The sequence below is a fragment of the Streptomyces sp. NPDC001787 genome (assembly GCF_040297465.1).
GTDB lineage: Bacteria > Actinomycetota > Actinomycetes > Streptomycetales > Streptomycetaceae > Streptomyces.
On sequence record NZ_JBEOZE010000005.1, the window covers coordinates 234,375 to 258,660 of the forward strand.

The 24,286-nt window shown below is 70.9% G+C and carries 20 protein-coding genes and 1 pseudogene; 18 read left to right on the plus strand and 3 right to left on the minus strand.

The genetic code is table 11. The features are described from left to right. Nucleotides 1–30: 30 nt before the first annotated feature. Nucleotides 31–1,347: pseudogene (locus tag ABT170_RS09645) on the plus strand (TerD family protein); the annotation flags it as partial. 277 nt (nt 1,348–1,624) lie between these two features. After that, entirely contained in the window at nt 1,625–2,644 is a 1,020-nt protein-coding gene (locus ABT170_RS09650; RefSeq protein WP_329942298.1) for a TerC family protein, read from the plus strand. 202 nt (nt 2,645–2,846) lie between these two features. Here ABT170_RS09650 and ABT170_RS09655 read toward each other — a convergent pair whose 3' ends face one another. Further along, nucleotides 2,847–3,503: an MBL fold metallo-hydrolase gene (locus ABT170_RS09655; protein ID WP_329942299.1), complete on the minus strand. Its 657-nt coding sequence runs from the start codon at nt 3,501–3,503 to the stop codon at nt 2,847–2,849. A 10-nt stretch (nt 3,504–3,513) separates the two neighbouring features. After that, on the minus strand, nt 3,514–4,203 hold the full coding sequence (locus ABT170_RS09660) for a maleylpyruvate isomerase family mycothiol-dependent enzyme (protein WP_351865547.1): 690 nt from the start codon (nt 4,201–4,203) through the stop codon (nt 3,514–3,516). A gap of 174 nt (nt 4,204–4,377) precedes the next feature. On the opposite strand from ABT170_RS09660, the gene uvrA reads away from it, so the two are divergent. Next, nucleotides 4,378–7,419, plus strand: coding sequence for an excinuclease ABC subunit UvrA (gene uvrA, locus ABT170_RS09665; RefSeq protein WP_351865550.1), 3,042 nt, complete (start codon nt 4,378–4,380; stop codon nt 7,417–7,419). 242 nt (nt 7,420–7,661) lie between these two features. Then, nucleotides 7,662–8,090 carry a Rieske (2Fe-2S) protein gene (locus ABT170_RS09670; RefSeq protein ID WP_329942302.1) on the plus strand — a complete coding sequence of 143 codons (429 nt, stop codon included), beginning with the start codon at nt 7,662–7,664 and terminating at the stop codon, nt 8,088–8,090. A gap of 72 nt (nt 8,091–8,162) precedes the next feature. Here the strand turns inward: ABT170_RS09670 and ABT170_RS09675 are convergent, their stop codons facing one another. Continuing rightward, nucleotides 8,163–9,089, minus strand: a complete 927-nt coding sequence (locus ABT170_RS09675) for a hypothetical protein (RefSeq protein WP_351865553.1) — start codon at nt 9,087–9,089, stop codon at nt 8,163–8,165. A gap of 226 nt (nt 9,090–9,315) precedes the next feature. Here ABT170_RS09675 and ABT170_RS09680 point away from each other — a divergent pair, with 226 nt between their 5' ends. The 14 genes from ABT170_RS09680 to ABT170_RS09745 all read left to right on the plus strand — a co-directional run bounded on the left by ABT170_RS09680 (nt 9,316) and on the right by ABT170_RS09745 (nt 24,278). After that, nucleotides 9,316–9,930, plus strand: a complete 615-nt coding sequence (locus ABT170_RS09680) for a papain-like cysteine protease family protein (protein WP_329942304.1) — start codon at nt 9,316–9,318, stop codon at nt 9,928–9,930. A 4-nt stretch (nt 9,931–9,934) separates the two neighbouring features. Beyond that, the gene (locus ABT170_RS09685; RefSeq protein WP_351865556.1) at nt 9,935–10,876 is read left to right on the plus strand and encodes a hypothetical protein; all 942 of its coding nucleotides are present in this window, start codon (nt 9,935–9,937) and stop codon (nt 10,874–10,876) included. 113 nt (nt 10,877–10,989) lie between these two features. After that, nucleotides 10,990–13,062 (plus strand): excinuclease ABC subunit UvrC, encoded by a 2,073-nt coding sequence (uvrC, locus tag ABT170_RS09690; RefSeq protein WP_351865559.1) that lies wholly within the window; start codon nt 10,990–10,992, stop codon nt 13,060–13,062. Continuing rightward, nucleotides 13,059–14,075, plus strand: a complete 1,017-nt coding sequence (gene rapZ, locus ABT170_RS09695) for an RNase adapter RapZ (protein WP_329942307.1) — start codon at nt 13,059–13,061, stop codon at nt 14,073–14,075. Before uvrC ends, rapZ begins: the two co-directional genes overlap by 4 nt. After that, complete coding sequence (locus ABT170_RS09700; RefSeq protein WP_329942308.1) at nt 14,072–15,106, plus strand: gluconeogenesis factor YvcK family protein; 1,035 nt, start codon at nt 14,072–14,074, stop codon at nt 15,104–15,106. Before rapZ ends, ABT170_RS09700 begins: the two co-directional genes overlap by 4 nt. Next, on the plus strand, nt 15,097–16,086 hold the full coding sequence (gene whiA, locus ABT170_RS09705) for a DNA-binding protein WhiA (protein ID WP_030919772.1): 990 nt from the start codon (nt 15,097–15,099) through the stop codon (nt 16,084–16,086). Before ABT170_RS09700 ends, whiA begins: the two co-directional genes overlap by 10 nt. Before the next feature lie 374 nt (nt 16,087–16,460). After that, on the plus strand, nt 16,461–17,471 hold the full coding sequence (gene gap / locus ABT170_RS09710; protein WP_329942309.1) for a type I glyceraldehyde-3-phosphate dehydrogenase: 1,011 nt from the start codon (nt 16,461–16,463) through the stop codon (nt 17,469–17,471). A 147-nt stretch (nt 17,472–17,618) separates the two neighbouring features. Next, a complete protein-coding gene (locus tag ABT170_RS09715) occupies nt 17,619–18,830 on the plus strand; it encodes a phosphoglycerate kinase (protein WP_351865564.1) in 1,212 nt (403 codons plus the stop codon). Nucleotides 18,831–18,836: 6 nt separating this feature from the next. After that, on the plus strand, nt 18,837–19,613 hold the full coding sequence (tpiA, locus tag ABT170_RS09720; RefSeq protein WP_329942311.1) for a triose-phosphate isomerase: 777 nt from the start codon (nt 18,837–18,839) through the stop codon (nt 19,611–19,613). Between the two features lie 114 nt (nt 19,614–19,727). Continuing rightward, nucleotides 19,728–19,964 (plus strand): preprotein translocase subunit SecG, encoded by a 237-nt coding sequence (gene secG, locus ABT170_RS09725; RefSeq protein ID WP_018104607.1) that lies wholly within the window; start codon nt 19,728–19,730, stop codon nt 19,962–19,964. Between the two features lie 109 nt (nt 19,965–20,073). Next, nucleotides 20,074–20,409, plus strand: a complete 336-nt coding sequence (locus ABT170_RS09730; protein WP_136207022.1) for an RNA polymerase-binding protein RbpA — start codon at nt 20,074–20,076, stop codon at nt 20,407–20,409. A 191-nt stretch (nt 20,410–20,600) separates the two neighbouring features. After that, on the plus strand, nt 20,601–22,253 hold the full coding sequence (gene pgi / locus ABT170_RS09735; RefSeq protein WP_329942312.1) for a glucose-6-phosphate isomerase: 1,653 nt from the start codon (nt 20,601–20,603) through the stop codon (nt 22,251–22,253). A gap of 4 nt (nt 22,254–22,257) precedes the next feature. Then, nucleotides 22,258–22,761: a PH domain-containing protein gene (locus ABT170_RS09740; RefSeq protein WP_329942313.1), complete on the plus strand. Its 504-nt coding sequence runs from the start codon at nt 22,258–22,260 to the stop codon at nt 22,759–22,761. Next, nucleotides 22,758–24,278 carry a PH domain-containing protein gene (locus ABT170_RS09745; protein WP_351865570.1) on the plus strand — a complete coding sequence of 507 codons (1,521 nt, stop codon included), beginning with the start codon at nt 22,758–22,760 and terminating at the stop codon, nt 24,276–24,278. The genes ABT170_RS09740 and ABT170_RS09745 overlap by 4 nt, the downstream gene beginning before the upstream one ends. Nucleotides 24,279–24,286 lie beyond the last annotated feature (8 nt).

A 24,286-nucleotide genomic window follows, 5' to 3' on the forward strand; every position in this document is an offset into this window, starting at 1 on the left:
GGGCGCCGCCCCCCACGGGAGACCCCCCCCCCCCCCCGGGCGGTCCGGCCCGCCGCCGCGCCGCCGGCCGACCCCGCCGCGGCCGGCGTGACCGCGCCCGGCCCCACGCCGCCCGCCGCGGCCGACGGCCCCATCAGCTACGCGCACCCGCGCCGCCGGACCACCGCGCCGCCGCCCCCGCCCGCGGCACCCCAGGCCCCGCCCGGACAGGCCGCGCCTCCCGTCGCCGGAGACGCGACCGGCTGGTCGATGGACGAGCGCCTCTACAACCAGATCTGGGGCATGTTCGAGGATCTGGCCCGTACCACCGCCGCCTACCGCAGCGCCGTGGACTTCGCCGACTCCCGCATGGAGCAGGAGCTCGACCGCACCCTGTCCGACCCGCGCAACCGGATCGGCGGCGCGGGCGACCGGGCCCGCGAGGCGGCCCTCGCCAAGCGCGACGAACTGACCGGCCGGGCGCGCGAGGCCCTGGACCGCGACCTCGCACAGCTCGTCGCCGAGGCCGCCGTCGTCGAACCGGCGCTCCCCGCCGCCTACGCGGGCTGGGACAACCCCGTCTGGCACGGCTACCGCGTCCCGATGGAGATTCCGATGGCCCTGCGCATCGGTGACCTCCATCTGCCCGAACGCACCGACCTGCGCATCCCGCTCCTCGTACGGCTGCCCCTGGAGCGCGGCGTCTGGGTCGACAGCGGTCGCACCTCCTCCGGGGCCGCCGCGCTGACGGACACCGACAGCCTGCGCCGCCTCGCCATGGAGAACGCGGTCGGCCATGCCGCCAGGATGCTCGCCGTCTACCCCGCCGGGGAGTTCTCGGTGCATGTCATCGACCCGGCGGGCTCGGCGTCCGGGGCACTCGCGCCCCTGGTCGGCGCGGGAGTCCTCGCCGGACCGCCGGCCGCCGGACCCGGGGGAGTGGCCTCGGTCCTCGCCCAGCTCACCCGGCGCGTGGACCTGGTGCAGATGGCGGTCCGGGCCGGTGCCGCCGACTCGCTCCCGCCGGACCTGGACACCGGCGAGCACCTCCTGATCGTCAACGACTTCCCGCACGGTTTCGACGACCGGGCCGTCACCCAGCTGCGCTACCTCGCCGACGAGGGCCCCGCGGTCGGCGTGCATCTGCTGATGGTCGCGGACCGGGAGGACGCCGGCGCGTACGGCCCGGTGCTCGACCCGCTGTGGCGCTCCCTGCTGCGGATCACGCCGGTGGCCGACGATCACCTCGCCGACCCCTGGGTCGGCCATGCCTGGACGTACGAGCCGCTGAGCCTGCCGCCGGGCAGCCGCGTCCTGGAACAGGTGCTCGCCGCCGTGGCCGCCGCCCGTCGCACGGGCGGCCGCTGAGCCTCACCACCCCGACAACGGCTGCGGTCAGGGTGCGAGGCAACGCCCTGACCTGCCGTTTTGGTGGTTTCTTTACTCTTCCCTTTACCTCTTCTTGGTATTGCCTGTACTGTTTCTTGGACGGAGGGGAGTACTCCCATACGCGACGTTCCCGTCAGTACGGACTGTGACCGGTCCCGGGGCGTCGGCCCAGGCGCGCATCCCGTGCGCCCAGGTGGAAGAGACCTCCGGCAGCGACGACGCTGATCAGTAGCCGTAGCGAACTGCCGGAGGCGCAGTGGACGTTTCATGGACCCTTTGGGTGCTGACCATTCTTGGTCTGTGCGCCTTGATCGCCGTCGACTTCTTCATCGGGCGCAAGCCCCATGACGTGTCGACCAAGGAAGCCGGAATCTGGACCGTCATCTGGATCGCGCTGGCCGCCCTCTTCGGGTTCGGTCTGCTGCTCTTCGGCGAGAGCCAGGCATCCGGCGAGTTCTTCGCCGGGTTCATCACCGAGAAGTCGCTCAGTGTCGACAATCTCTTCGTCTTCGTCCTGATCATGGCGAAGTTCTCGGTGCCCTCCCACCTCCAGCAGCGTGTGCTGCTCGTCGGTGTGCTGATCGCACTGGTGCTGCGGACCGTCTTCATCGCCGCGGGCGCCGCGGTGATCGCCAACTTCTCGTGGATCTTCTACATCTTCGGCGCGTTCCTGATCTACACCGCCTGGAAGCTCATCCAGGAGGCGCGGGCCGACGAGGACGAGGAGGACTTCGAGGAGAACCGACTCCTCAAGTCGATCGAGCACCGTTTCGGCGTCGCCGACAGGTACCACGGCACCAAGCTCTTCATCCGGAGCAACGGCAAGCGCGTGCTGACCCCGCTGATGGTCGTGATGCTCGCCATCGGCACCACCGATGTGCTGTTCGCCGTGGACTCCATCCCGGCGATCTTCGGCCTGACCCAGGACCCGTACATCGTCTTCACCGCCAACGCCTTCGCCCTGATGGGGCTGCGTCAGCTGTACTTCCTCATCGGCGGTCTGATGAAGAAGCTGGTCCACCTCAGCTACGGCCTGTCGGTGATCCTCGGCTTCATCGGCGTCAAGCTGCTGCTGCACGCGCTGCACGAGTCCGGGGTGCACGTCCCCGAGGTCACCATCCCGTTCTCACTGGGCTTCATCTGCGCCGTGCTGGTGGTCACCACGATCACCAGCCTCATCGCCAACAAGAAGCAGGCTGCGGCCGAGGCCGAGGCCGAGGCGGCGGCGAAGAGGGACGATCAGGCCGACGAGGAGAGCAAGAGCATCTCCGGCTGACCCCGAGGGGCAGTGGCGTCAGCCGCAGGGCGACGCCGAGGAATCCGGTACCGGCCGGGGTGAGCGGAGATGTCCGCCCGCCCCGGCCGGTTTCCGTTCGGTGCGGGCGGACAGAGCCGGGACGGCCGGTTTCCGTTCGGGGTGGGCGGACAGAGCGGGGACGGGCCGGGGGCGAGGCCCCCGGCCCGTCCGTGCGGGACCGCTACCAGCCGCGTGCGCGCCACTCGGGCAGCTGCGGTCGCTCGTCACCGAGCGTGGTGTCGTGCCCGTGCCCCGGGTAGACCCAGGTCTCGTCGGGCAGCCGGTCGAACAGCTTCGTCTCCACGTCGTGGAGCAGGCTCGCGAAGGCCGCCGGATCCTTGCGTGTGTTGCCGACCCCGCCGGGGAAGAGGCAGTCCCCGGTGAACAGGTGCGGAGCCCCGTGCGGGTCGTCGTAGACCAGCGCGATGGAGCCCGGTGTGTGACCGGTCAGATGGCGGGCGGTCAGCGTGACCCGGCCGACGCGGATCGTGTCGTTGTCCTCGACGAGCACATCGGTCGGGACCGGGATGCCCTCGGCGTCGTACCGGCCGGCGTACGTCCGCGCTCCGGTGGCCGCCACCACCTCGGCCAGTGCCTGCCAGTGGTCGCCGTGCTGATGGGTGGTGACGACGGACGTGATGCCGTCGTCACCGATCAGCCCGAGCAGGGTCCCGGCCTCGGCGGCCGCGTCGATCAGGAGCTGCTCGCCGGTGGCCCGGCAGCGCAGCAGATAGGCGTTGTTGTTCATCTGGCCGACGGCGACCTTGGAGATCATCAGATCCGTCAACTCGTGCACATCCGCGGGTCCGCCGACCCTCACCGCTCCGCTGTACGTCATACGGCTCAGCCTATAGCGGCGGCAGCGCGGGCAGCCGGCCCGTCGTCACGGTCAGCGCGGACCCGTCCCGGCGCCCGGAGAGCCAGCCGAGCAGTCCGGCGGCCGGGCCCCGGACGGCCGCCGAGGCACCCTCGGCCCCGCCGCCCGTCGACCATTCGCGGCCGTCCTCGTCGGTCAGCGCGGTGGCCACGACATCGGGGTGCCCGGCGAAGCGGTCGGCCAGGAAGGCGATCTCCCGGGTCACGAACTCGTCCGACAGGTCCTCCAGCTCGTAGCCGACGCCCAGGTCGACGTGGTGCAGCTCCAGCTCGATCCGGCGGCGGAAGGGGACCCGGGACGCGGAGTCCGTCACCCCGTTGCGCAGGGTGACGGTGCGGGACCAGTCGCCCGGTTCCCCGGCCGCCGCGAGGAAGCGGGCACCGCTGTCGCGGAGGTCGGCCAGCTGCTCGGCGAGGGGGCGCGGGCCGTCGCGCTCGATGTCCCGGTCGCGGGTTTCGCTGCTCGCGTACATCGGGAGACCGCGGAGAACATTTGCCAGTGCGTCGGCGTTACGTGACAGGTGGGCCAGTACATGGCCCCGGCTCCAGCCGGGCAGCCGTGACGGCTCGGCGACAGCGGCGTCGTCCCATGTGCCCGCTGCGCTGAGCAGTCGTTCGGTCGCCTCGCGTACAGCTCCCAGGTCGTGCGCATGATCGTTCATGGGGCCGAGCCTAGCTCTGCCACTCATTCGGGTGAAGGAGTCCTAGGACGACCGTAAATCGAATGTGCGTGCTATACGCTCGGAGTCGAAAGCCTCCTCCATCGCTGTGGCGCCCCCCATACCCTGGGAGAGGGGCTCAGTTCCCCCGCTTCCCCAAGAAAGGTGCGGACCGGCGTGGCCGACCGTCTCATCGTCCGTGGCGCGCGCGAGCACAACCTCAAGAACGTCTCGCTCGATCTCCCCCGCGACTCCCTCATCGTCTTCACCGGGCTCTCCGGGTCGGGCAAGTCGTCCCTCGCGTTCGACACGATCTTCGCCGAGGGCCAGCGGCGCTACGTGGAGTCCCTCTCCTCGTACGCCCGGCAGTTCCTCGGCCAGATGGACAAGCCGGACGTCGATTTCATCGAGGGCCTCTCGCCCGCCGTCTCCATCGACCAGAAGTCGACCTCGCGCAACCCGCGCTCGACGGTCGGCACCATCACCGAGGTGTACGACTACCTCCGGCTGCTCTTCGCCCGGATCGGCAAGCCGCACTGCCCGGAGTGCGGCAGGCCCATCTCCCGCCAGTCGCCGCAGGCCATCGTCGACAAGGTGCTCGGTCTGCCCGAGGGCAGCCGGTTCCAGGTCCTCTCACCGCTGGTGCGTGAGCGCAAGGGCGAGTTCGTCGACCTCTTCGCCGATCTGCAGACCAAGGGCTACAGCAGGGCCAGGGTCGACGGCGAGACCGTCCAGCTCTCCGAGCCCCCCACGCTCAAGAAGCAGGAGAAGCACACCATCGAGGTGGTCGTCGACCGCCTCACCGTGAAGGACAGCGCCAAGCGCCGGCTGACCGACTCGGTCGAGACCGCGCTCGGGCTCTCCGGCGGCATGGTCGTGCTCGACTTCGTCGACCTCCCCGAGGACGACCCCGAGCGCGAGCGGATGTACTCCGAGCACCTCTACTGCCCGTACGACGACCTCTCCTTCGAGGAGCTGGAGCCCCGCTCCTTCTCCTTCAACTCGCCTTTCGGCGCCTGCCCCGACTGCACCGGCATCGGTACGCGCATGGAGGTCGACCCGGAGCTGATCGTCCCGGACGAGGACAAGTCCCTCGACGAGGGGGCGATCCACCCCTGGTCGCACGGCCACACCAAGGAGTACTTCGGACGGCTGATCGGCGCGCTCTCCGAAGCCCTCGGCTTCCGTACGGACATCCCCTGGGCCGGGCTGCCGCAGCGCGCGAAGAAGGCCCTGCTCTTCGGCCACAAGATCCAGACCGAGGTGCGGTACCGCAACCGGTACGGCCGCGAGCGCGCCTATACGACCCCCGCCTTCGAGGGCGCGGTGCAGTTCGTGAAGCGGCGCCACTCCGAGGCCGAGAGCGACTCCAGCCGTGAGCGCTTCGAGGGCTACATGCGCGAGGTGCCCTGCCCGACCTGTGAGGGCACGAGGCTGAAGCCGATCGTGCTCGCGGTGACGGTGATGGAGAAGTCCATCGCCGAGGTCTCCGCGATGTCGATCAGCGAGTGCGCCGAGTTCCTGGGCCGGATGAAGCTCAACGCCCGCGACAAGAAGATCGCCGAGCGGGTGCTCAAGGAGGTCAACGAGCGGCTGAGGTTCCTCGTCGACGTCGGCCTCGACTACCTCTCGCTGAACCGGGCGGCGGGCACCCTGTCCGGCGGTGAGGCCCAGCGCATCAGGCTCGCGACACAGATCGGCTCCGGGCTGGTCGGCGTGCTGTACGTCCTGGACGAGCCCTCCATCGGGCTCCACCAGCGGGACAACCACCGCCTGATCGAGACCCTGGTCCGGCTCCGCGACATGGGCAACACCCTCATCGTCGTGGAGCACGACGAGGACACCATCAAGGTCGCCGACTGGGTCGTCGACATCGGCCCCGGCGCCGGTGAGCACGGCGGCAAGGTGGTCCACTCCGGCTCGCTCAAGGAGCTGCTGGCCAACAAGCAGTCGATCACCGGCCAGTATCTGTCCGGCAAGCGGGCGATCCCGATGCCCGACATCCGGCGCCCGGTCGACCCGGGCCGCCGGCTCACGGTGCACGGCGCCCGGGAGAACAACCTCCAGGACATCGACGTCTCCTTCCCGCTCGGAGTCCTCACGGCCGTCACGGGTGTCTCGGGGTCCGGAAAGTCGACCCTGGTCAACGACATCCTCTATACGCACCTGGCCCGCGAGCTGAACGGTGCCAAGTCGGTCCCCGGCCGGCACACCCGGGTCGACGGCGACGACCTCGTCGACAAGGTGGTGCACGTCGACCAGTCGCCCATCGGCCGTACGCCCCGGTCCAATCCGGCCACGTACACCGGAGTCTTCGACCACGTCCGCAGGCTGTTCGCCGAGACGATGGAGGCGAAGGTGCGCGGCTATCTGCCGGGCCGCTTCTCCTTCAACGTCAAGGGCGGCCGCTGCGAGAACTGCTCCGGCGACGGCACCATCAAGATCGAGATGAACTTCCTGCCCGATGTGTACGTCCCGTGCGAGGTCTGCCACGGCGCGCGCTACAACCGGGAGACCCTGGAGGTCCACTACAAGGGCAAGTCCATCGCCGAGGTGCTGGACATGCCGATCGAGGAGGGCCTGGAGTTCTTCGAGGCCGTCCCGACGATCGCCCGCCATCTGCGTACGCTCAACGAGGTGGGCCTCGGCTACGTCCGGCTCGGACAGTCCGCGCCGACGCTCTCCGGCGGTGAGGCGCAGCGGGTGAAGCTGGCGAGCGAGCTCCAGAAGCGCTCCACCGGCCGCACGGTCTACGTCCTGGACGAGCCGACCACCGGTCTGCACTTCGAGGACATCAGCAAGCTGATCAAGGTGCTCTCCGGTCTGGTCGACAAGGGCAACACGGTGATCGTCATCGAGCACAACCTCGATGTCATCAAGACCGCGGACTGGGTCATCGACATGGGCCCCGAAGGGGGCAATGGCGGAGGTCTGGTCATCGCCGAGGGCACCCCGGAGAAGGTCGCCTCGGTTCCCGCCAGCCACACCGGCAAGTTCCTCCAGGGCATCCTGGACGCGGACCGGATCAGCGAGGCCGCGCTGCCCGCGGCCCGCAAGCCGGTGCGGACGGCGGCCACCGCCACCGCGGCCAAGAAGACGGCGGCGGGCAGGACGGCGGCGGCGGGGAAGACGGCCAAGGCCGTGCCCGCCAAGGAAGCCAAGAGCACGGCCGCCCGGAGCACGGCGGCGAAGAAGACGGCCCGCGCCCGCAAGGCGTGACCGTCGCGCCATGAGCCGGTGGCGGTGGTGGGCCCAGGACCGGGGCCACCACCGCCACCGGCCCGGCGCGCCGTCCGGGGGCGGTTGCGGGGCCCGCCGTCCGGCCATGTCCGGCCCGGCCGCAGAGCCTCCGGTCTCCGCCGGTATCGTCGTTTCTGTCACCGGGAACCGTGGCGCCGCTGCCACCGGTCGTGTCCGGCGACCGCCCGTACCACTTCTGAACACCGACCCGTGGAGACCGCATGCCCGGCCAGCCCGCCGCCCGCCGTACCGTGCTGAAGGGTGCCGCTCTCGCCGGTGCCGCCGGGCTGGGAGTGGCCGCCTGCTCGACCGACTCCAAGCTCGGCCACGCCGAGACGCCCACGCCGACCGCCCCCGTGGACCTCGGTGCCGCGGACGCGGTCCCCGTCGGCGGCGCCAAGCTCTACCGCGAGCAGCGCGTCGTGGTGAGCTGCCCGGCGAAGGGCCAGTACAAGGCGTTCAGCGCCCAGTGCACCCACGGTGGCTGTGTCCTGGACAAGGTCGAGGGCACCGAGGGCCACTGCCCCTGCCACGGCAGCCGCTTCGACATGACCACCGGCAAGGCGCTCCACGGCCCGGCCACGGTGCCGCTTCCCTCCGTCCCGGTCACGGCCGAGGGCGGCAAGCTCGTCGTGGGCCCCGAAGCCTGACAGGCCCGCCGGGGCCGGGCCCCGGCCCGTCCGTTTCCGGCCCCCGTTCACTCCCGTCCGCTCCCGGCCCGATCACTCCCAGTCCCAGTCGATGCCGACGAGACCGGGCCGTACCCCCTGCTCCACCAGATGCACGCTCCGGTGCCGCCCGGTGAGCGTCAGGTCGGTCCGGGCGCCGCGCGCCGCCCCCGCCGACGCCTGGACGAAGCGCCGGCACCGGACCGGCAGCGCGGCCTCGTCGAAGCGGATCTGGAGCACGTACTGCCCGCCGCCGAAGGTGAAGCCGCGCACGTACTCGCCGCTGGGCCCTCCCGTACCGTCGTCGAAGCCGTAGCCGAAGAGGTACGTCTCACCGGCCCGCAGCCGGGTGTCGAAGAGCAGCTCCGCCACCAGCACACCGGACTCCCGGTCCCAGCGGACCCGGCCGGTCCGGCAGTTCTCGCGGGCCCGCACCGTGATCCTGGACGGCTCGCAGCCCGGATCGCCGCGGTGGACGGCCAGGTAGCGGTCGACGCCGTCGCGGTGGGCCCGTACGACATGCTGCGAGTCGCGGCCCGCCAGCTCCCGCCCGGCCCCTATCCGTACCCGCTCCTGGTGTCCCACCGTGTGCAGCCCGCCGTCGACCGGTGACTCCATCGCCGTCAGCAGCCGCTCCACCGCGCCCGACGCCTCCAGCAGCGAGCGGTACGAGCGGGCCGCGGGACGCTCGCCGTCCGCGGGCGCGTCCCCCGTCTCCAGCAGCCGCAGCAGCGAGTTGCCCGGCAGCGAGAGAACGTCCTCCAGAGCCCGCACGGCCCGCAGCGACTCGGCGCGCCGGGGGCGGCGCGCGCCCTGCTGCCAGTAGCTGAGGCTCGTCACCCCGACCTTGATCCCCCGGTGCGCGAGGTGGTGCTGGACCCGCTGGAGCGGCAGCCCGCGCACGGACAGGGCGGTGCGCAGCGCCAGATGGAAGGGGCCGGTGTGCAGCACCTGGGCGAGTTCGGTCTCGGTGTGCCGCATGCCGGGCCTCCGGTGAACGTTCACGACGGGGAGCGGGTGCACCGCCCGTACGGGAGCGGGGGAGCAGGTGACCGGGGCGGCACTGTTCACACACCCGTCGCGCCGTTCACACCGCGATGTCACCCCGCATTGAAGCGTGTTGACCCGTTCCGGACAACGGTCGATGCTCCTCAACAGCGTCCGGACGCGCTCCTCCGATCCCACCCCCCGCCATGGGAGGAACGCCATGCGCAACCGAAGAATCAGGCCGGGAAGGTTCCCGTTCACGGCACTCCTGGCCGCCGTGCTCCTCGCCGTACCCGCGGTGACCGCCACCGCCGCGCAGAACCCGGCCGTCACGCCGGAGGGCAGCGCCGTCGCCGCCACCCAGCGGCTGAACATCACGATGCAGGCCCAGCAGAAGACCAACTGGTGCTGGGCGGCCGCGGGCAACACCATCGCCACCTGGTTCGGGCGCACCTACTCCCAGAACCAGTTCTGCAACGCCGCCTTCGGCCGGAACCAGGGCTACGAGTGCCCCAACTCGCAGGCCACGCTGGGCGATGTCCAAAGCGGCCTGTCCTGGACCGGGGTCAACCCCGGGTCCTACGTCACGGGCTGGCTCCGCTACCCGACCGTGCAGGGCGAGATATCCGCCGGCCGTCCCGTCGAGACGCGCATCCAGTGGTCCTCCGGCGGCGGGCACATGCATGTCCTGTACGGCTACGACGACGCCAACAGCTGGGTCTACTGGGGAGATCCCTGGCCCTCCAGCAACCGCTACAACTGGGCCTCCCACGCCTGGTACGTGAACAACAACGAGTTCTCCTGGACCCACTCGCTGTACCGGATCGGGGCGTGACGGCATGACTTCCACGACCCGGCGCATCGTCACGGCCACCGCGCTCACCGGCGCCGCGCTGTTCGCCGCCGCCTCTCCCCAGGCCGCGGCGGACAGCGCACCCGCCACCCGCCCGGCCACCACCACCCCGGCGCCCGTCCTCACCGTCAGCGCCCCGGCCCTGGCCGCCGCCCACGAGGCGGCCACCTCGGCCTCGACGCTGGAGACCCTGTCCCGGTTCTTCGCCAGGGAGGGAGCGGTCACCCGGGCCGCGGCCGCACCGCGGGTCGGGCCCACGGCCGTCCCCGTCCGCACGCTCTCCGCGGACTTCGTCGCCGGGAGACCGGGGGCGGCCCTCAGCACGCTCGACTACCTCGCCTCCACCGCGGTCTCCTCGGACGGGCAGAAGGCCTCCCTGTGGACCGTCCCGAAGGCCGGCCGGAGCGGGGACTGGCAGGTGGTGAACATCGCCACCGGCGACGACGAGGCGCGGTACGCCGCGGCGGGCGCCCGCAAGCTCCCCGGCGGCACGGTGTTCCGTGAGCCGCAGATCGACGCCTGGTACGTCCACAAGGGGGCGAAGGTGCTCCCGCTGGACGAGGACGCGGCCGGGGCGGTCGGCGCGGAGGGCACCACCCTGTCCGCCTACCGCGACCGGGTGCGGGAGGCGTACGGGGACAAGCTCCCCGGCTCCGGCTACGCCCGCTCCGGGAAGGCGGGAGGCTACGGCCCCGGAGCGGCGACGGGCTCCGGCCCCGGTCCGGTGGCCGGTCCGGCCGAGGGGTCCGGCTCCGCCCCCGCCCTGGCCGCCACCGCGGAGGGCACCCCGGACGGCGGTCCGGGCACCGCCCCGACCGCCACCTCGGCCGCCGCCGGGGCCGGGGCCCTGCTGGTCCTGGCCCTCTGCGGCATCACCGCGGCCCGCCGCCACCGCCGTACCCGGGAGACCCCCGTCACCGGCGCCTGACCGGCGCCCGCAGGACCCGTGCTCCGGGGTGCGCGCACCGCATCCGTGCCCCGGAGCACGGCACCACCCGCGACGAGGGCTGACTGTCACACTCCGCAAGTAGGGTGTGAGACATGGCAGACCCCTCCAGCTACCGCCCCAAGCCGGGACAGATCCCCGACTCCCCGGGGGTCTACAAGTTCCGCGACGAGCACCGCCGGGTGATCTACGTCGGGAAGGCGAAGAACCTGCGCCAGCGCCTGGCCAACTACTTCCAGGACCTGGCCGGACTCCACCCGCGTACGCGCACGATGGTCACGACCGCCGCGTCCGTCGAATGGACGCTGGTCTCCACCGAGGTCGAGGCGCTCCAGCTGGAGTACTCCTGGATCAAGGAGTACGACCCCCGGTTCAACGTCAAGTACCGCGACGACAAGAGCTATCCGTATCTCGCGGTCACGCTCGACGAGGAGTTCCCGCGGGTCCAGGTCATGCGCGGGGCCAAGAAGAAGGGCGTGCGCTACTTCGGTCCGTACGGGCACGCGTGGGCCATCCGCGAGACCGTCGACCTGATGCTCCGCGTCTTCCCCGTCCGTACGTGCTCCGCGGGCGTGTTCAAGAACGCCGCCCGGACCGGCCGCCCCTGCCTCCTCGGGTACATCGGCAAGTGCTCGGCGCCCTGCGTCGGCCGCGTCACCCCCGAGGAGCACCGCGAACTGGCCGAGGACTTCTGCGACTTCATGGCCGGCCGGACGGGGACGTACCTCCGCCGGCTGGAGAAGGACATGATGCTGGCGGCGGAGGAGATGGAGTACGAGCGGGCCGCACGGCTCCGTGACGACGCCGAGGCCCTGAAGCGGGCCATGGAGAAGAGCGCCGTCGTCCTCGCCGACGCCACCGACGCCGACCTGATCGCCGTCGCCGAGGACGAGCTGGAAGCCGCCGTCCAGATCTTCCACGTCCGCGGCGGCCGGGTGCGCGGCCAGCGCGGCTGGGTCACGGACAAGGTCGAGGCCGTGGACACCGCGGGCCTGGTCGAGCACGCCCTCCAGCAGCTGTACGGCGAGGAGACGGGGGACTCCGTCCCCAAGGAGGTCCTGGTCCCGGCCCTCCCCGAGGACCCCGAAGCGGTCTCCCAGTGGCTCGCCGGGCGCCGGGGCTCGCAGGTCAGCCTGCGCATCCCGCAGCGCGGGGACAAGAAGGACCTCATGGCCACCGTCCAGCGCAACGCCCAGCAGGCGCTCGGACTGCACAAGACCAAGCGCGCCTCCGACCTGACGACCCGCTCCCGCGCCCTGGAGGAGATCGCCGAGGCACTCGGCCTCGACACCGCCCCGCTGCGCATCGAGTGCTACGACATCTCCCATCTCCAGGGCGACGACGTGGTCGCGTCGATGGTGGTCTTCGAGGACGGGCTCGCCCGCAAGAGCGAGTACCGGCGCTTCCAGATCAAGGGCTTCGAGGGCCAGGACGACGTCCGCTCGATGCACGAGGTGATCGGGCGCCGGTTCAAGCGCTACCTCCAGGAGAAGGAGCGCACGGGGGAGTGGGAGGAGCCGCGGGCGTCCGGCCCGGCACCCACCGGACCCGTCCCCGCGCCGGAGCTCGCCGGGGACGCCGGTCCCGGCGGCGGCGAGCCCCGTGAGGGCCAGTCCCGTGAGGACGAGCCCCGTGAGGACGACGGCCGCCCCAAGAGGTTCGCGTATCCGCCGCAGCTCGTCGTCGTCGACGGCGGACAGCCCCAGGTGGCCGCCGCCAAGCGCGCCCTGGACGAGCTGGGGATCGACGACATCGCCGTCTGCGGGCTGGCCAAGCGCCTCGAAGAGGTCTGGCTTCCCGATGACGACGACCCCGTGGTCCTGCCCCGATCCAGCGAGGGCCTCTACCTCCTCCAGCGCGTCCGCGACGAGGCGCACCGCTTCGCCATCACCTACCAGCGGGCCAAGCGGGCCAAGCGCATCCGCAGCAGCCCCCTGGATGATGTCGCCGGCCTCGGAGAGACCCGGAAACAGGCGCTGATCAAGCATTTCGGCTCCGTGAAGAAGCTGCGGCAGGCGACAATCGACGAGATCTGCCAGGTCCCGGGGATAGGCCGCAGGACGGCGGAATCGGTGGCCGCCGCCCTCGCCTCGACCGCCCCGGCCGCACCTGCCGTGAACACGGCCACAGGAGAGATCATTGAAGACGACGACGGGGGTACGTCATGACTGAGCACACGGACGAGACAGAGAACAGAACCACGGCCGGGGGCGAACACACCCCCGGACACGAACACCAGCACGAACGCACAGACCGAGCAGACGGAGCAGCAGACGTGAGTACGGGCACCACGAGCGAGACGGGCGAGGCCGCCACGTCGGCCATTCCCGAACTGGTGATCATCTCCGGGATGTCGGGCGCCGGGCGGAGCACCGCCGCCAAGTGTCTGGAGGACCTCGGCTGGTTCGTCGTCGACAATCTGCCACCCGCGCTGATCCCCACCATGGTGGAGCTCGGCGCCCGCTCGCAGGGCAATGTGGCCCGGATCGCCGTCGTGGTCGATGTGCGCGGCCGGCGCTTCTTCGACAATCTGCGGGAGTCCCTCGCGGACCTGGAGGCCAAGCACGTCACCAGGCGGATCGTTTTCCTGGAGTCCTCCGACGACGCCCTGGTGCGCCGCTTCGAGTCGGTCCGCCGCCCGCACCCCCTCCAGGGCGACGGCCGGATCGTCGACGGCATCGCGGCCGAGCGCGATCTGCTGCGCGAGCTGCGCGGCGACGCCGACCTGGTGATCGACACCTCCAGCCTCAACGTGCACGAACTGCGGGCCAAGATGGACGCCCAGTTCGCGGGCGACGAGGAGCCGGAGCTGCGGGCCACGGTGATGTCCTTCGGCTTCAAGTACGGCCTGCCGGTCGACGCCGACCTGGTCGTGGACTGCCGCTTCCTGCCCAACCCGCACTGGGTCCCGGAGCTGCGCCCGTTCACCGGCCTCAACGAGGAGGTGTCCGCGTACGTCTTCGACCAGCCGGGCGCCAAGGAGTTCCTCAACCAGTACACGGAGCTGCTCCAGCTGATCGCGGCCGGCTACCGCCGCGAGGGCAAGCGGTACGTGACCATCGCCGTCGGGTGCACGGGCGGCAAGCACCGCTCCGTCGCGATGTCGGAGAAGCTCGCGGCCCGACTGGCCACGGAAGGCATCGAGACGGTCCTCGTCCACCGGGACATGGGGCGCGAGTGACCGGTCGCAATCTGCGTCTGCGGCGGCTCAGCAGAGCCACGTCGGCGCTCTCCGGCCGCAAGCGCGGCGCCCAGCCCAAGGTCGTCGCGCTCGGCGGCGGCATGGGCCTGTCGGCGTCCCTCGCGGCGCTGCGCCGGATCACCGGCGATCTCACGGCCGTGGTCACCGTCGCCGACGACGGCGGCTCCAGCGGCCGGCTGCGCGAGGAGCTGGGCGTCCTGCCGCCCGGTGACCTGCGCAAGGCGCTCGCCGCGCTCTGCGGCGACGACGACTGGGGACAGACCTGGGCCCGGGTCATCCAGCACCGCTTCGAGTCCAAGGGCGATCTGCACGAGCACGCGGTCGGCAATCTGCTGATCGTCGCCCTGTGGGAGCAGCTCGGCGACCATGTGCAGGCGCTCGACCTGGTCGGCAAGCTGCTCGGCGCGCACGGCCGGGTGCTGCCGATGTCGGCCGTGCCGCTGGAGCTCCAGGCGCTGGTACGGGGACACGACGCGGACCGCCCCGAGGAGATCGTCACCGTGCGCGGCCAGGCCACGGTGGCGCTCACCCCCGGGGAGGTCCAGTCCGTGCACGTCGTCCCGGCGGACCCGCCGGCCGTCCCCGAGGCGGTCGAGGCCGTCCTCGACGCGGACTGGGTGGTCCTCGGCCCCGGCTCCTGGTTCTCCTCGGTGATCCCGCATCTGCTGGTGCCCGATCTGCTCGACGCACTGGTCGCCACGAAGGCCCGGAAGGTCCTCTCGCTGAACCTCGCGCCGCAACCCGGTGAAACAGATGGCTTCTCCCCGCAGCGTCATTTGGAGGTTTTGGGACGACACGCACCTAAACTCGCCTTGGACGTGGTGCTGGCCGACGAGGCCGCCGTGCCCGACCGTGAGTCCCTCGCCGATGCCGCGAAACGGCTCGGTGCCGCGGTCGAGCTGGCGCCTGTGGCCTCACCCGACGGCGTTCCGATTCATGATCCGGAGCTGTTGGCCGCCGCGTACGACCGTATTTTTCGGATGCATGGAAGGATCGGCCCATGGCGATGACGCCAGCGGTGAAGGACGAAATCTCTCGGCTTCCCGTCACCCGGACCTGCTGCAGGAAGGCAGAAGTCTCGGCGATTCTTCGTTTCGCGGGCGGGCTGCATTTGGTGAGCGGCCGGATTGTGATCGAGGCGGAGCTGGACACCGCGATGGCGGCGCGCCGGCTCAAGCGCGACATCCTCGAAATCTTCGGGCACAGCTCGGAACTGATCGTGATGGCCCCCGGCGGGCTGCGGCGCGGCTCTCGCTACGTCGTGCGCGTGGTGGCGGGCGGTGACCAGCTGGCCCGCCAGACCGGTCTGGTGGACGGCCGCGGCCGGCCCATCCGCGGACTTCCCCCACAGGTGGTCTCGGGAGCCACCTGTGATGCGGAGGCGGCCTGGCGCGGAGCCTTCCTGGCGCACGGCTCGCTCACCGAGCCGGGCCGTTCCTCCTCGCTGGAGGTGACCTGCCCGGGGCCGGAGGCGGCGCTCGCGCTGGTCGGCGCGGCCCGCAGGCTCTCCATCGCCGCGAAGGCCCGCGAGGTGCGCGGGGTGGACCGTGTCGTGGTCCGGGACGGCGACGCGATCGGGGCCCTGCTGACCCGGCTCGGTGCCCATGAGTCGGTGCTGGCCTGGGAGGAGCGCCGGATGCGGCGCGAGGTCCGGGCCACGGCGAACCGGCTGGCCAACTTCGACGACGCCAACCTCCGCCGCTCGGCCCGCGCCGCGGTGGCCGCCGGGGCCCGGGTGGGGCGCGCGCTGGAGATCCTGGGCGAGGAGGTGCCCGAGCACCTCGCGGCGGCCGGACGCCTGCGCATGGAGCACAAGCAGGCCTCCCTGGAGGAGCTGGGCGCGCTCGCCGACCCGCCGCTGACCAAGGACGCGGTCGCTGGCCGGATCCGCCGCCTGCTGGCCATGGCCGACAAGCGTGCCCAGGACCTGGGCATCCCGGGTACGGAGTCCACCCTGAGCGAGGAGCTCGCCGACGGCCTCGTCGGCTGACCCGCTCCCCTCCCCGCGGGCCCGCGGCGGCGGCCGGATTCCCGCCCCCGGCGGACCCGCGCGGCCGGCCGGTCCCGAGGGCGGGATCAAGCCGCGGCGGGCCCGCGCGAAAAGGCGCGGAGAGGCATTGACAAGCCGGGGGTCACGACTCTCGGCTCCGGTCGTCGCAGGCCGGGACCAAGGTCCCGGCCTGCGACGGGACCAAGGGATCCCGGGCCCGTGCTCCTACCCAGGAGTACGGGCCCGAGCGCTCGTCCGGCCCCTCTCGATGTCACTCCCGGGCCCTTGGAGAGGTAGGGTCGGAGGCGGTCGGGGACATCCCTATACAACTCGCCGGCGTCGAAACCCGGCGTACCTAACGAGGAGATCGGTTCGTGACGATCCGCGTAGGCATCAACGGCTTTGGCCGCATCGGACGTAACTACTTCCGCGCGCTGCTGGAGCAGGGTGCGGACATCGAGATCGTGGCTGTCAACGACCTGGGTGACACTGCGACCACGGCCCACCTGCTGAAGTACGACACCATTCTGGGTCGTCTCAAGGCAGAGGTGAGCCACACCGCCGACACCATCACCGTCGACGGTCACACCATCAAGGTGCTCTCCGAGCGCAACCCGGCCGACATCCCCTGGGGTCAGCTGGGCGTCGACATCGTGATCGAGTCGACCGGCATCTTCACCAAGAAGGCCGACGCCGAGAAGCACCTCGCGGGCGGCGCCAAGAAGGTCCTCATCTCGGCTCCGGCCAAGGACGAGGACATCACCATCGTGATGGGCGTCAACCAGGAGAAGTACGACGCGGCCAACCACCACGTCATCTCCAACGCCTCCTGCACCACCAACTGTGTGGCGCCGATGGCCAAGGTTCTCGACGAGAACTTCGGCATCGTCAAGGGTCTGATGACGACGGTCCACGCGTACACGAACGACCAGCGCATCCTGGACTTCCCGCACTCGGACCTGCGTCGCGCCCGCGCCGCCGCCGAGAACATCATTCCGACCACGACGGGTGCCGCCAAGGCCACCGCCCTGGTCCTCCCGCAGCTCAAGGGCAAGCTCGACGGCATCGCGATGCGCGTCCCGGTCCCGACCGGTTCGGCCACCGACCTGGTCGTCGAGCTCCAGCGCGAGGTCACCAAGGACGAGGTCAACGCCGCGTTCAAGAAGGCGTCCGACGACGGCGACCTCAAGGGCTACCTGGCCTACACCGAGGACCCGATCGTCTCGTCCGACATCGTCAGCGACCCGGCGTCGTGCACCTTCGACTCCTCCCTGACGATGGTTCAGGAGGGCAGGACGGTGAAGATCCTCGGCTGGTACGACAACGAGTGGGGTTATTCCAACCGCCTCGTCGACCTGACCGTCTTCGTCGGCGGCCAGCTCTGATCCTCGGATCGGCAGGCATCTCGATGTGAGCTCGGGGGTGTCCGACCACGATCCACCGGGCACCCCCCAGGGGCTCGAACGGCGCAACGTGGCGCGGTTCGAGCCTCCTTGCATGCTCATCCGCCCTTGCAAGGAGTAACGGAACAGATGAAGACGATCGACGAACTTCTCGCCGAAGGGGTCGCGGGCAAGCGGGTATTCGTCCGCGCCGACCTCAATGTGCCGCTGGACGGCACCACCATCACCGACGACGGCCGGATCCGCGCCGTCGTCCCGACGGTCACCAAGCTCGCCGACGCGGGGGCACGGGTCATCGTCGCCTCGCACCTCGGCCGCCCCAAGGGCGCCCCGGACCCGGCCTTCTCGCTGGCGCCCGCCGCCGCCCGCCTCGGTGAACTCCTCGGCACGGAGGTCGCCTTCGCGGCCGACACCGTCGGAGAGTCCGCCCGCGCCACGGTCGGGGCCCTCACCGACGGCAAGGTCGCCGTCATCGAGAACCTCCGCTTCAACGCCGGTGAGACGTCGAAGGACGACGCCGAGCGCGGGGCCTTCGCCGACCGGCTCGCCGAGCTCGCCGATGTGTACGTGGGCGACGGCTTCGGCGCCGTCCACCGCAAGCACGCCTCGGTCTTCGACCTCCCGGCGCGGCTGCCGCACTGCGCGGGCTACCTCATCGCCACCGAGGTCGGCGTGCTGAAGAAGCTCACCTCCGACGTCGAGCGGCCGTACGCGGTCGTCCTCGGCGGCGCCAAGGTCTCCGACAAGCTCGGGGTCATCGACCACCTGCTGGAGAAGGCCGACCGCATCCTGATCGGCGGCGGCATGGCGTACACCTTCCTCAAGGCCCAGGGCCACGAGATCGGCACCTCGCTGCTCCAGGAGGACCAGGTCCCCGCGGTCCAGGGCTACCTCAAGCGTGCCGAGGAGCTCGGCGTGGAGTTCGTGCTCCCCGTCGACGTCCTGGTCGCCGGTGAGTTCCCGGACCTGAGGACCAAGGCTCCGGCCCACCCGAGCACGGTCGCCGCCGACGCCATGCCGGCCGGCCAGATGGGTCTGGACCTCGGTCCCGAGACCCGCAAGCTGTACGCATCGAAGCTCGCCGACGCGGCCACCGTCTTCTGGAACGGTCCGATGGGCGTCTTCGAGCACCCCGATTACGCCGAGGGCACGCGCGCACTCGCGCAGGCCCTCATCGACTCCCCGGCCTTCAGCGTCGTCGGTGGTGGCGATTCCGCCGCCGCCGTCCGCATCCTGGGCTTCGACGAGAACGCATTCGGCCATATTTCGACCGGTGGCGGCGCCAGCCTCGAATACCTCGAGGGCAAGACGCTTCCCGGCCTCGCCGCACTGGAGGACTGACCCTTAATGAGCACCCGCACCCCGCTGATGGCGGGCAACTGGAAGATGAACCTCAACCACCTTGAGGCCATCGCCCACGTCCAGAAGCTCGCCTTCGCCCTGGCCGACAAGGACTACGACGCCGTAGAGGTCGCCGTCCTGCCGCCCTTCACCGACCTGCGATCCGTGCAGACCCTGGTGGACGGCGACAAGCTGAAGATCAAGTACGGCGCCCAGGACATCTCGGCGCACGACTCCGGCGCGTACACCGGTGAGATCTCCGGCCCCATGCTCGCCAAGCTGAAGTGCGCGTACGTGGCCGTCGGCCACAGCGAGCGCCGCCAGTACCACGGTGAGAGCGACGAGGTCTGCAACGCCAAGGTGAAGGCCGCGTACAAGCACGGTCTGACCCCGATCCTGTGCGTCGGCGAGGGCCTGGACATCCGTAAGGCCGGTGACCAGGTCTCCTACACGCTCGCGCAGCTCGACGGCGCCCTCAAGGACGTGCCGGCCGAGCAGGCCGAGTCCATCGTGATCGCCTACGAGCCGGTCTGGGCCATCGGGACGGGCGAGGTCGCCACCCCCGAGGACGCCCAGGAGGTGTGCGGAGCCATCCGCCGCCGGCTGGCCGAGCTCTACTCGCAGGAGCTGGCCGACGCCGTGCGTATCCAGTACGGCGGCTCGGTGAAGTCCGGCAATGTCGCGGCCATCATGGCCCAGCCCGACGTGGACGGCGCCCTGATCGGCGGCGCCGCGCTGGACGCCGACGAGTTCGTCAAGATCGTCCGCTTCCGCGACCAGTGAGTATGCGCTAGCGCGGATCCGTCGTACCCTTGCGGGGGCCGAAGGGGGTATCACCCTCCGGCCCCCGTTGTCCGTACATGCAGTCCTAGAAATTCCGGAAAGTAGGGACCAGCCGTGATTTTGGGGTTCGAGATCGCCCTGATCGTCTTCAGCCTGCTGCTGATGCTGCTGGTGCTGATGCACAAGGGAAAGGGCGGCGGCCTCTCCGACATGTTCGGTGGCGGTATGCAGTCCTCCGTCGGTGGCTCCTCGGTCGCCGAGCGCAACCTCGACCGCATCACCGTCGTGGTCGGTCTGGGCTGGTTCGCCTGCATTGTGGTCCTTGGTCTGCTGATCAAGCTGGACAACTGACCCGTCGTCCGCGATTCCCGGTGAGGGTGTAACTCCTTTCACTGGACGCGCGTTGGGCCTTACGTAGACTGGGGCATCCTCGAGCACCATCACGCAGGGAGTTACGACCGTGGCAAGTGGCAACGCGATCCGGGGAAGCCGGGTCGGAGCGGGGCCGATGGGGGAGGCCGAGCGGGGCGAGTCCGCACCGCGCCTCCGCATCTCCTTCTGGTGCTCGAACGGGCACGAGACGCAGCCGAGCTTCGCCCATGACGCGCAGGTACCGGAGACCTGGGACTGCCCGCGCTGCGGCTTCCCGGCCGGCCAGGACCGGGACAGCCCGCCGGACCCGCCGCGCACCGAGCCGTACAAGACGCATCTGGCGTACGTACGGGAGCGGCGCAGCGACGCGGACGGCGAGGCCATTCTCGCCGAGGCCCTTGCCAAACTGCGCGGAGAGATCTAGCGCCTCCCGGCAAGCGGGAAATCCTTCACCGGCCGGACACCCCAGGGTGTCCGGCCGGTCTGCAATTCCCCCGCCGGCGCCCGCGTTTCCTGTGCCGCAGCCCGCCCTCGCGCCCCAGCGACTCCCGATCAATTAGGTTGGAGGGGCAGCGGGGATGCGCAAGTACGAGAAGAAGTGGGCTGATATCCGCGATGAACGCACAAAGCCGAACCAGGCTCAATCAGACGCCCGAGTGGACGGCTCTCGGCACGCACCGTGAGGAGCTCGGCGGGACCCATCTGCGGCAGCTGTTCGCGGACGCCCCGGACCGCGGCAGCGCCTACACCCTGCGGGTCGGCGACCTGTATCTCGACTACTCCAAGCACCTGGTCACCGACGAGACGCTCCGCCTGCTGCGCGAACTCGCCACCGCCACCGGGGTCGCGGAGCTGCGCGACGCGATGTTCCGCGGCGAGAAGATCAACACCACCGAGGACCGGGCGGTCCTGCACACCGCGCTCCGCGCCCCGCGCGACGCGGTGATCGAGGTCGACGGCGAGAACGTGGTGCCCGCCGTGCACGCCGTCCTCGACAGGATGGCCGCCTTCTCCGAGCGGATCAGGTCGGGGCAGTGGACCGGTCACACCGGCCGGCCCATCAAGAACATCGTCAACATCGGCATCGGCGGCTCCGACCTCGGCCCCGCCATGGCCTATGAGGTGCTGCGCTCCTTCACGGACCGCTCGCTCACCGTCCGCTTCGTCTCCAACGTGGACGGGGCCGACCTCCACGAGGCGGTACGTGACCTCGACGCGGCCGAGACGCTGTTCGTCATCGCCTCCAAGACGTTCACCACGATCGAGACCATCACCAACGCCACCTCCGCCCGCGACTGGCTGCTCACCGAGCTGAGGGCCGGTCAGGACGCAGTGGCCAAGCACTTCGTGGCGCTGTCGACCAACGCGGCGAAGGTCGCGGACTTCGGCATCGACACGGCCAACATGTTCGAGTTCTGGGACTGGGTCGGAGGCCGCTACTCCTACGACTCCGCCATCGGCCTCTCGCTGATGGTCGCCATCGGCCCGGACCGGTTCCGCGAGATGCTCGACGGCTTCCACCTCGTCGACGAGCACTTCCGTACCGCCCCCGCCGAGGAGAACGCCCCGCTGCTGCTCGGCCTGCTGGGAGTCTGGTACGGCGCCTTCTTCGACGCCCAGTCGCACGCGGTGCTGCCCTACAGCCACTATCTGTCCAAGTTCACCGCGTATCTGCAGCAGCTGGACATGGAGTCCAACGGCAAGTCCGTGGACCGGCACGGCGATCCGGTGGACTGGCAGACCGGCCCGGTGGTCTGGGGCACCCCCGGCACCAACGGCCAGCACGCGTACTACCAGCTGATCCACCAGGGTACGAAGATGATCCCGGCGGACTTCATCGGCTTCGCCGCACCGGTGCACGACCTGCTGCCCGGACTGATCGCCCAGCACGACCTGCTGATGGCCAACTTCTTCGCCCAGACCCAGGCCCTCGCCTTCGGCAGGACACCCGACGAGGTCCGCGCCGAAGGGGTGCCCGAGGAACTGGTCCCGCACAAGACGTTCCGGGGCAACCACCCCACGACCACGATCCTCGCCGACAGGCTGACCCCCTCGGTCCTCGGCCAGCTGATCGCGCTCTACGAGCACAAGGTCTTCGTCCAGGGCGCCGTCTGGAACATCGACTCCTTCGACCAGTGGGGCGTCGAGCTCGGCAAGGTGCTCGCCAAGAAGATCGAACCGGTCCTGACCGAGGGCACCGGCGGCGAGCGACTGGACAGCTCCACCGCGACGCTGGCCGCCGCCTACCGCACGCTGCGGGGGCGCTGAGCCGATGCCGCAGGGGGAGGGGACCATACGGCTCCGGCCGCCGGTCAACACGCTGGACGGACGGGCCGTGGGCTGGTGGCGCGCCCAGTGGGTGCTGCTGACCGCCCTGCCGGTCGTGGTGCTCGGGGTGCTGGGCCTGCTCATAGAACCGGCCCGGTTCTGGCTGCTGCTGCCCGCCGGAGTGCTGGCCGTCACCGGAGCGGCCTGCGCCGTCCTCCTCCCCCTGTGGTGGTTCCGGACCCACCGCTGGGAGGTCACCGAGGACGCGGTGTACGTCCGCACCGGCGTCCTCCGGCAGGAATGGCGGATCGCGCCCATGTCCCGGATCCAGACCGTGGACACCGTGCGCGGCCCGCTGGAACAGCTCTACCGGCTCGCCACGGTCACCGTCACCACCGCGTCCGCCAAGGGCGCGGTGAAGATCGAGGGACTGGACCACGAGGTGGCGGCCGAGCTGGCCGAACGGCTGACCCGGATCACCCGTGACACCCCGGGCGACGCCACATGAGCGCTGTCGACGACTGGCGCCGCCTCGCCCCGCGCACGGTCCTGGTCACCGCGCTCCTCACGGCGGGCGTCGCGGCGGGCGCGGCCGTACCGACCACCCTCGGGCTGGCCGGCCGGCTCGGGACCGGCCCGGCGGTGCTCTGGGTGCTGACCGGAGCAGCCCTGCTGATCGGCTGCGCGGCGGCCGGCGACCACATCCGCTGGCGCCGCACCCGCTACCGCGTCGGCCCCGAGCGCGTCGACCTCCACACCGGGCTCCTGCTCGTCAAGAAGCGCTCCCTGGCCCGTGAGCGCATCCGCAGCGTCGATCTGACCGCCCACCTGATGCTGCGCCTGCTCGGCCTCGTCACGGTCAGGATCGGCACCGGGGAGCACACCGGCGGCGAATCCACCCTGGAGCTCGACCCGGTGACCCGCGCCGAGGGTGAACGGCTGCGCCGGCTGCTGCTGGAACGCGCCGCCACCGGCCCCGGGGGCAGCCACCGCGAGGGCGACCTGGTCACCCTCGACCCGCGCTGGATCCGCTATGCCCCGGTCTCCTTCGTCGCCCCGATGCTGGGCGGCGCCGCGGCGGGGGCCGTGATGCAGGTCAGCGAGTGGGCCGGGGCACAGGGACAGCTCATCGCCTGGATCGGTGATCTCTTCCGGGAGACCGCGCTGCTCTGGATGATCGCGATCCTGGTCCTGGCGGCCCTCGTCGCGGGCGTGATCGGCGCGCTCGGGCTCTGGGTCGAGATGTGGTGGAACTACCGTCTGGAGCGCGAACCCGGCGGCACCCTGCGGGTCCGGCGCGGGCTGCTGACCACCCGTTCCATCTCGGTCGAGGAGGCCAGACTGCGCGGTGTGGACCTCGTCGAGCCGCTCGGTGTCCGGCTGCTCGGCGCCGCCCGGCTGGACGCGATCACCACGGGGATGGCCAAGGACGAGGAGTCGGAGAACGCCGACCACAACACCCTGCTCCCGCCCGCGCCCCGGCGGCTGGCCGACGGCGTCGCCGCCGAGGTACTGCGGGAGCCGGTCGCCCCGACCGGTGTCCCGCTCACCGGCCACCCGCGCGCGGCCCGCCGCCGCAGGCTCGGCTGGGCCCTCTGGGCGGCCCTGGCCCCCGCCGCGGTCCTGGCCGTGCTCGGGGCGCTGCTGACACCCGTCCTGCTCTGGATCGCGCTCGCCTGGGCGGTGGTGTTCCCGCCCGTCGCGGTGCTGCTCGCGCTGGACGCGTACCGCGCGCTGGGACACGCCGTCGGCGGCCGTTATCTGGTGACCCGCTCCGGCACCCTCCGCCGTTCCACCGCGGCGCTGGAGCGGACCGGGGTGATCGGCTGGACGGTCAGGCAGACGTACTTCCAGCGGCGGGCCGGGCTGCTGAGCGTCACCGCCACCACGGCCGCCGGAGCGGGCGCCTACACGGCGCACGACGCCGACGCCCACGAGGGCCTCGGCTTCGCCGCCGAGGCCGTCCCCGGCCTGCTGGAACCCTTCCTGGAGCGTGTGCCGACAAAGGCCCGGCCCGCTCGATGAGCGAACCG

What these genes read in the sequence shown, in the direction of transcription:
- ABT170_RS09745 (WP_351865570.1), top strand. Translation starts at nt 22,758, where the DNA reads ATGAGCGCTGTCGACGACTGGCGCCGCCTCGCCCCGCGCACGGTCCTG.
- pgi (WP_329942312.1), top strand. Translation starts at nt 20,601, where the DNA reads ATGAACGCACAAAGCCGAACCAGGCTCAATCAGACGCCCGAGTGGACG.
- tpiA (WP_329942311.1), top strand. Translation starts at nt 18,837, where the DNA reads ATGAGCACCCGCACCCCGCTGATGGCGGGCAACTGGAAGATGAACCTC.
- uvrC (WP_351865559.1), top strand. Translation starts at nt 10,990, where the DNA reads ATGGCAGACCCCTCCAGCTACCGCCCCAAGCCGGGACAGATCCCCGAC.
- ABT170_RS09715 (WP_351865564.1), top strand. Translation starts at nt 17,619, where the DNA reads ATGAAGACGATCGACGAACTTCTCGCCGAAGGGGTCGCGGGCAAGCGG.
- whiA (WP_030919772.1), top strand. Translation starts at nt 15,097, where the DNA reads ATGGCGATGACGCCAGCGGTGAAGGACGAAATCTCTCGGCTTCCCGTC.
- ABT170_RS09660 (WP_351865547.1), bottom strand. Translation starts at nt 4,203, where the DNA reads ATGAACGATCATGCGCACGACCTGGGAGCTGTACGCGAGGCGACCGAA.
- ABT170_RS09670 (WP_329942302.1), top strand. Translation starts at nt 7,662, where the DNA reads ATGCCCGGCCAGCCCGCCGCCCGCCGTACCGTGCTGAAGGGTGCCGCT.
- ABT170_RS09685 (WP_351865556.1), top strand. Translation starts at nt 9,935, where the DNA reads ATGACTTCCACGACCCGGCGCATCGTCACGGCCACCGCGCTCACCGGC.
- ABT170_RS09680 (WP_329942304.1), top strand. Translation starts at nt 9,316, where the DNA reads ATGCGCAACCGAAGAATCAGGCCGGGAAGGTTCCCGTTCACGGCACTC.
- ABT170_RS09655 (WP_329942299.1), bottom strand. Translation starts at nt 3,503, where the DNA reads ATGACGTACAGCGGAGCGGTGAGGGTCGGCGGACCCGCGGATGTGCAC.
- rapZ (WP_329942307.1), top strand. Translation starts at nt 13,059, where the DNA reads ATGACTGAGCACACGGACGAGACAGAGAACAGAACCACGGCCGGGGGC.
- ABT170_RS09675 (WP_351865553.1), bottom strand. Translation starts at nt 9,089, where the DNA reads ATGCGGCACACCGAGACCGAACTCGCCCAGGTGCTGCACACCGGCCCC.
- ABT170_RS09740 (WP_329942313.1), top strand. Translation starts at nt 22,258, where the DNA reads ATGCCGCAGGGGGAGGGGACCATACGGCTCCGGCCGCCGGTCAACACG.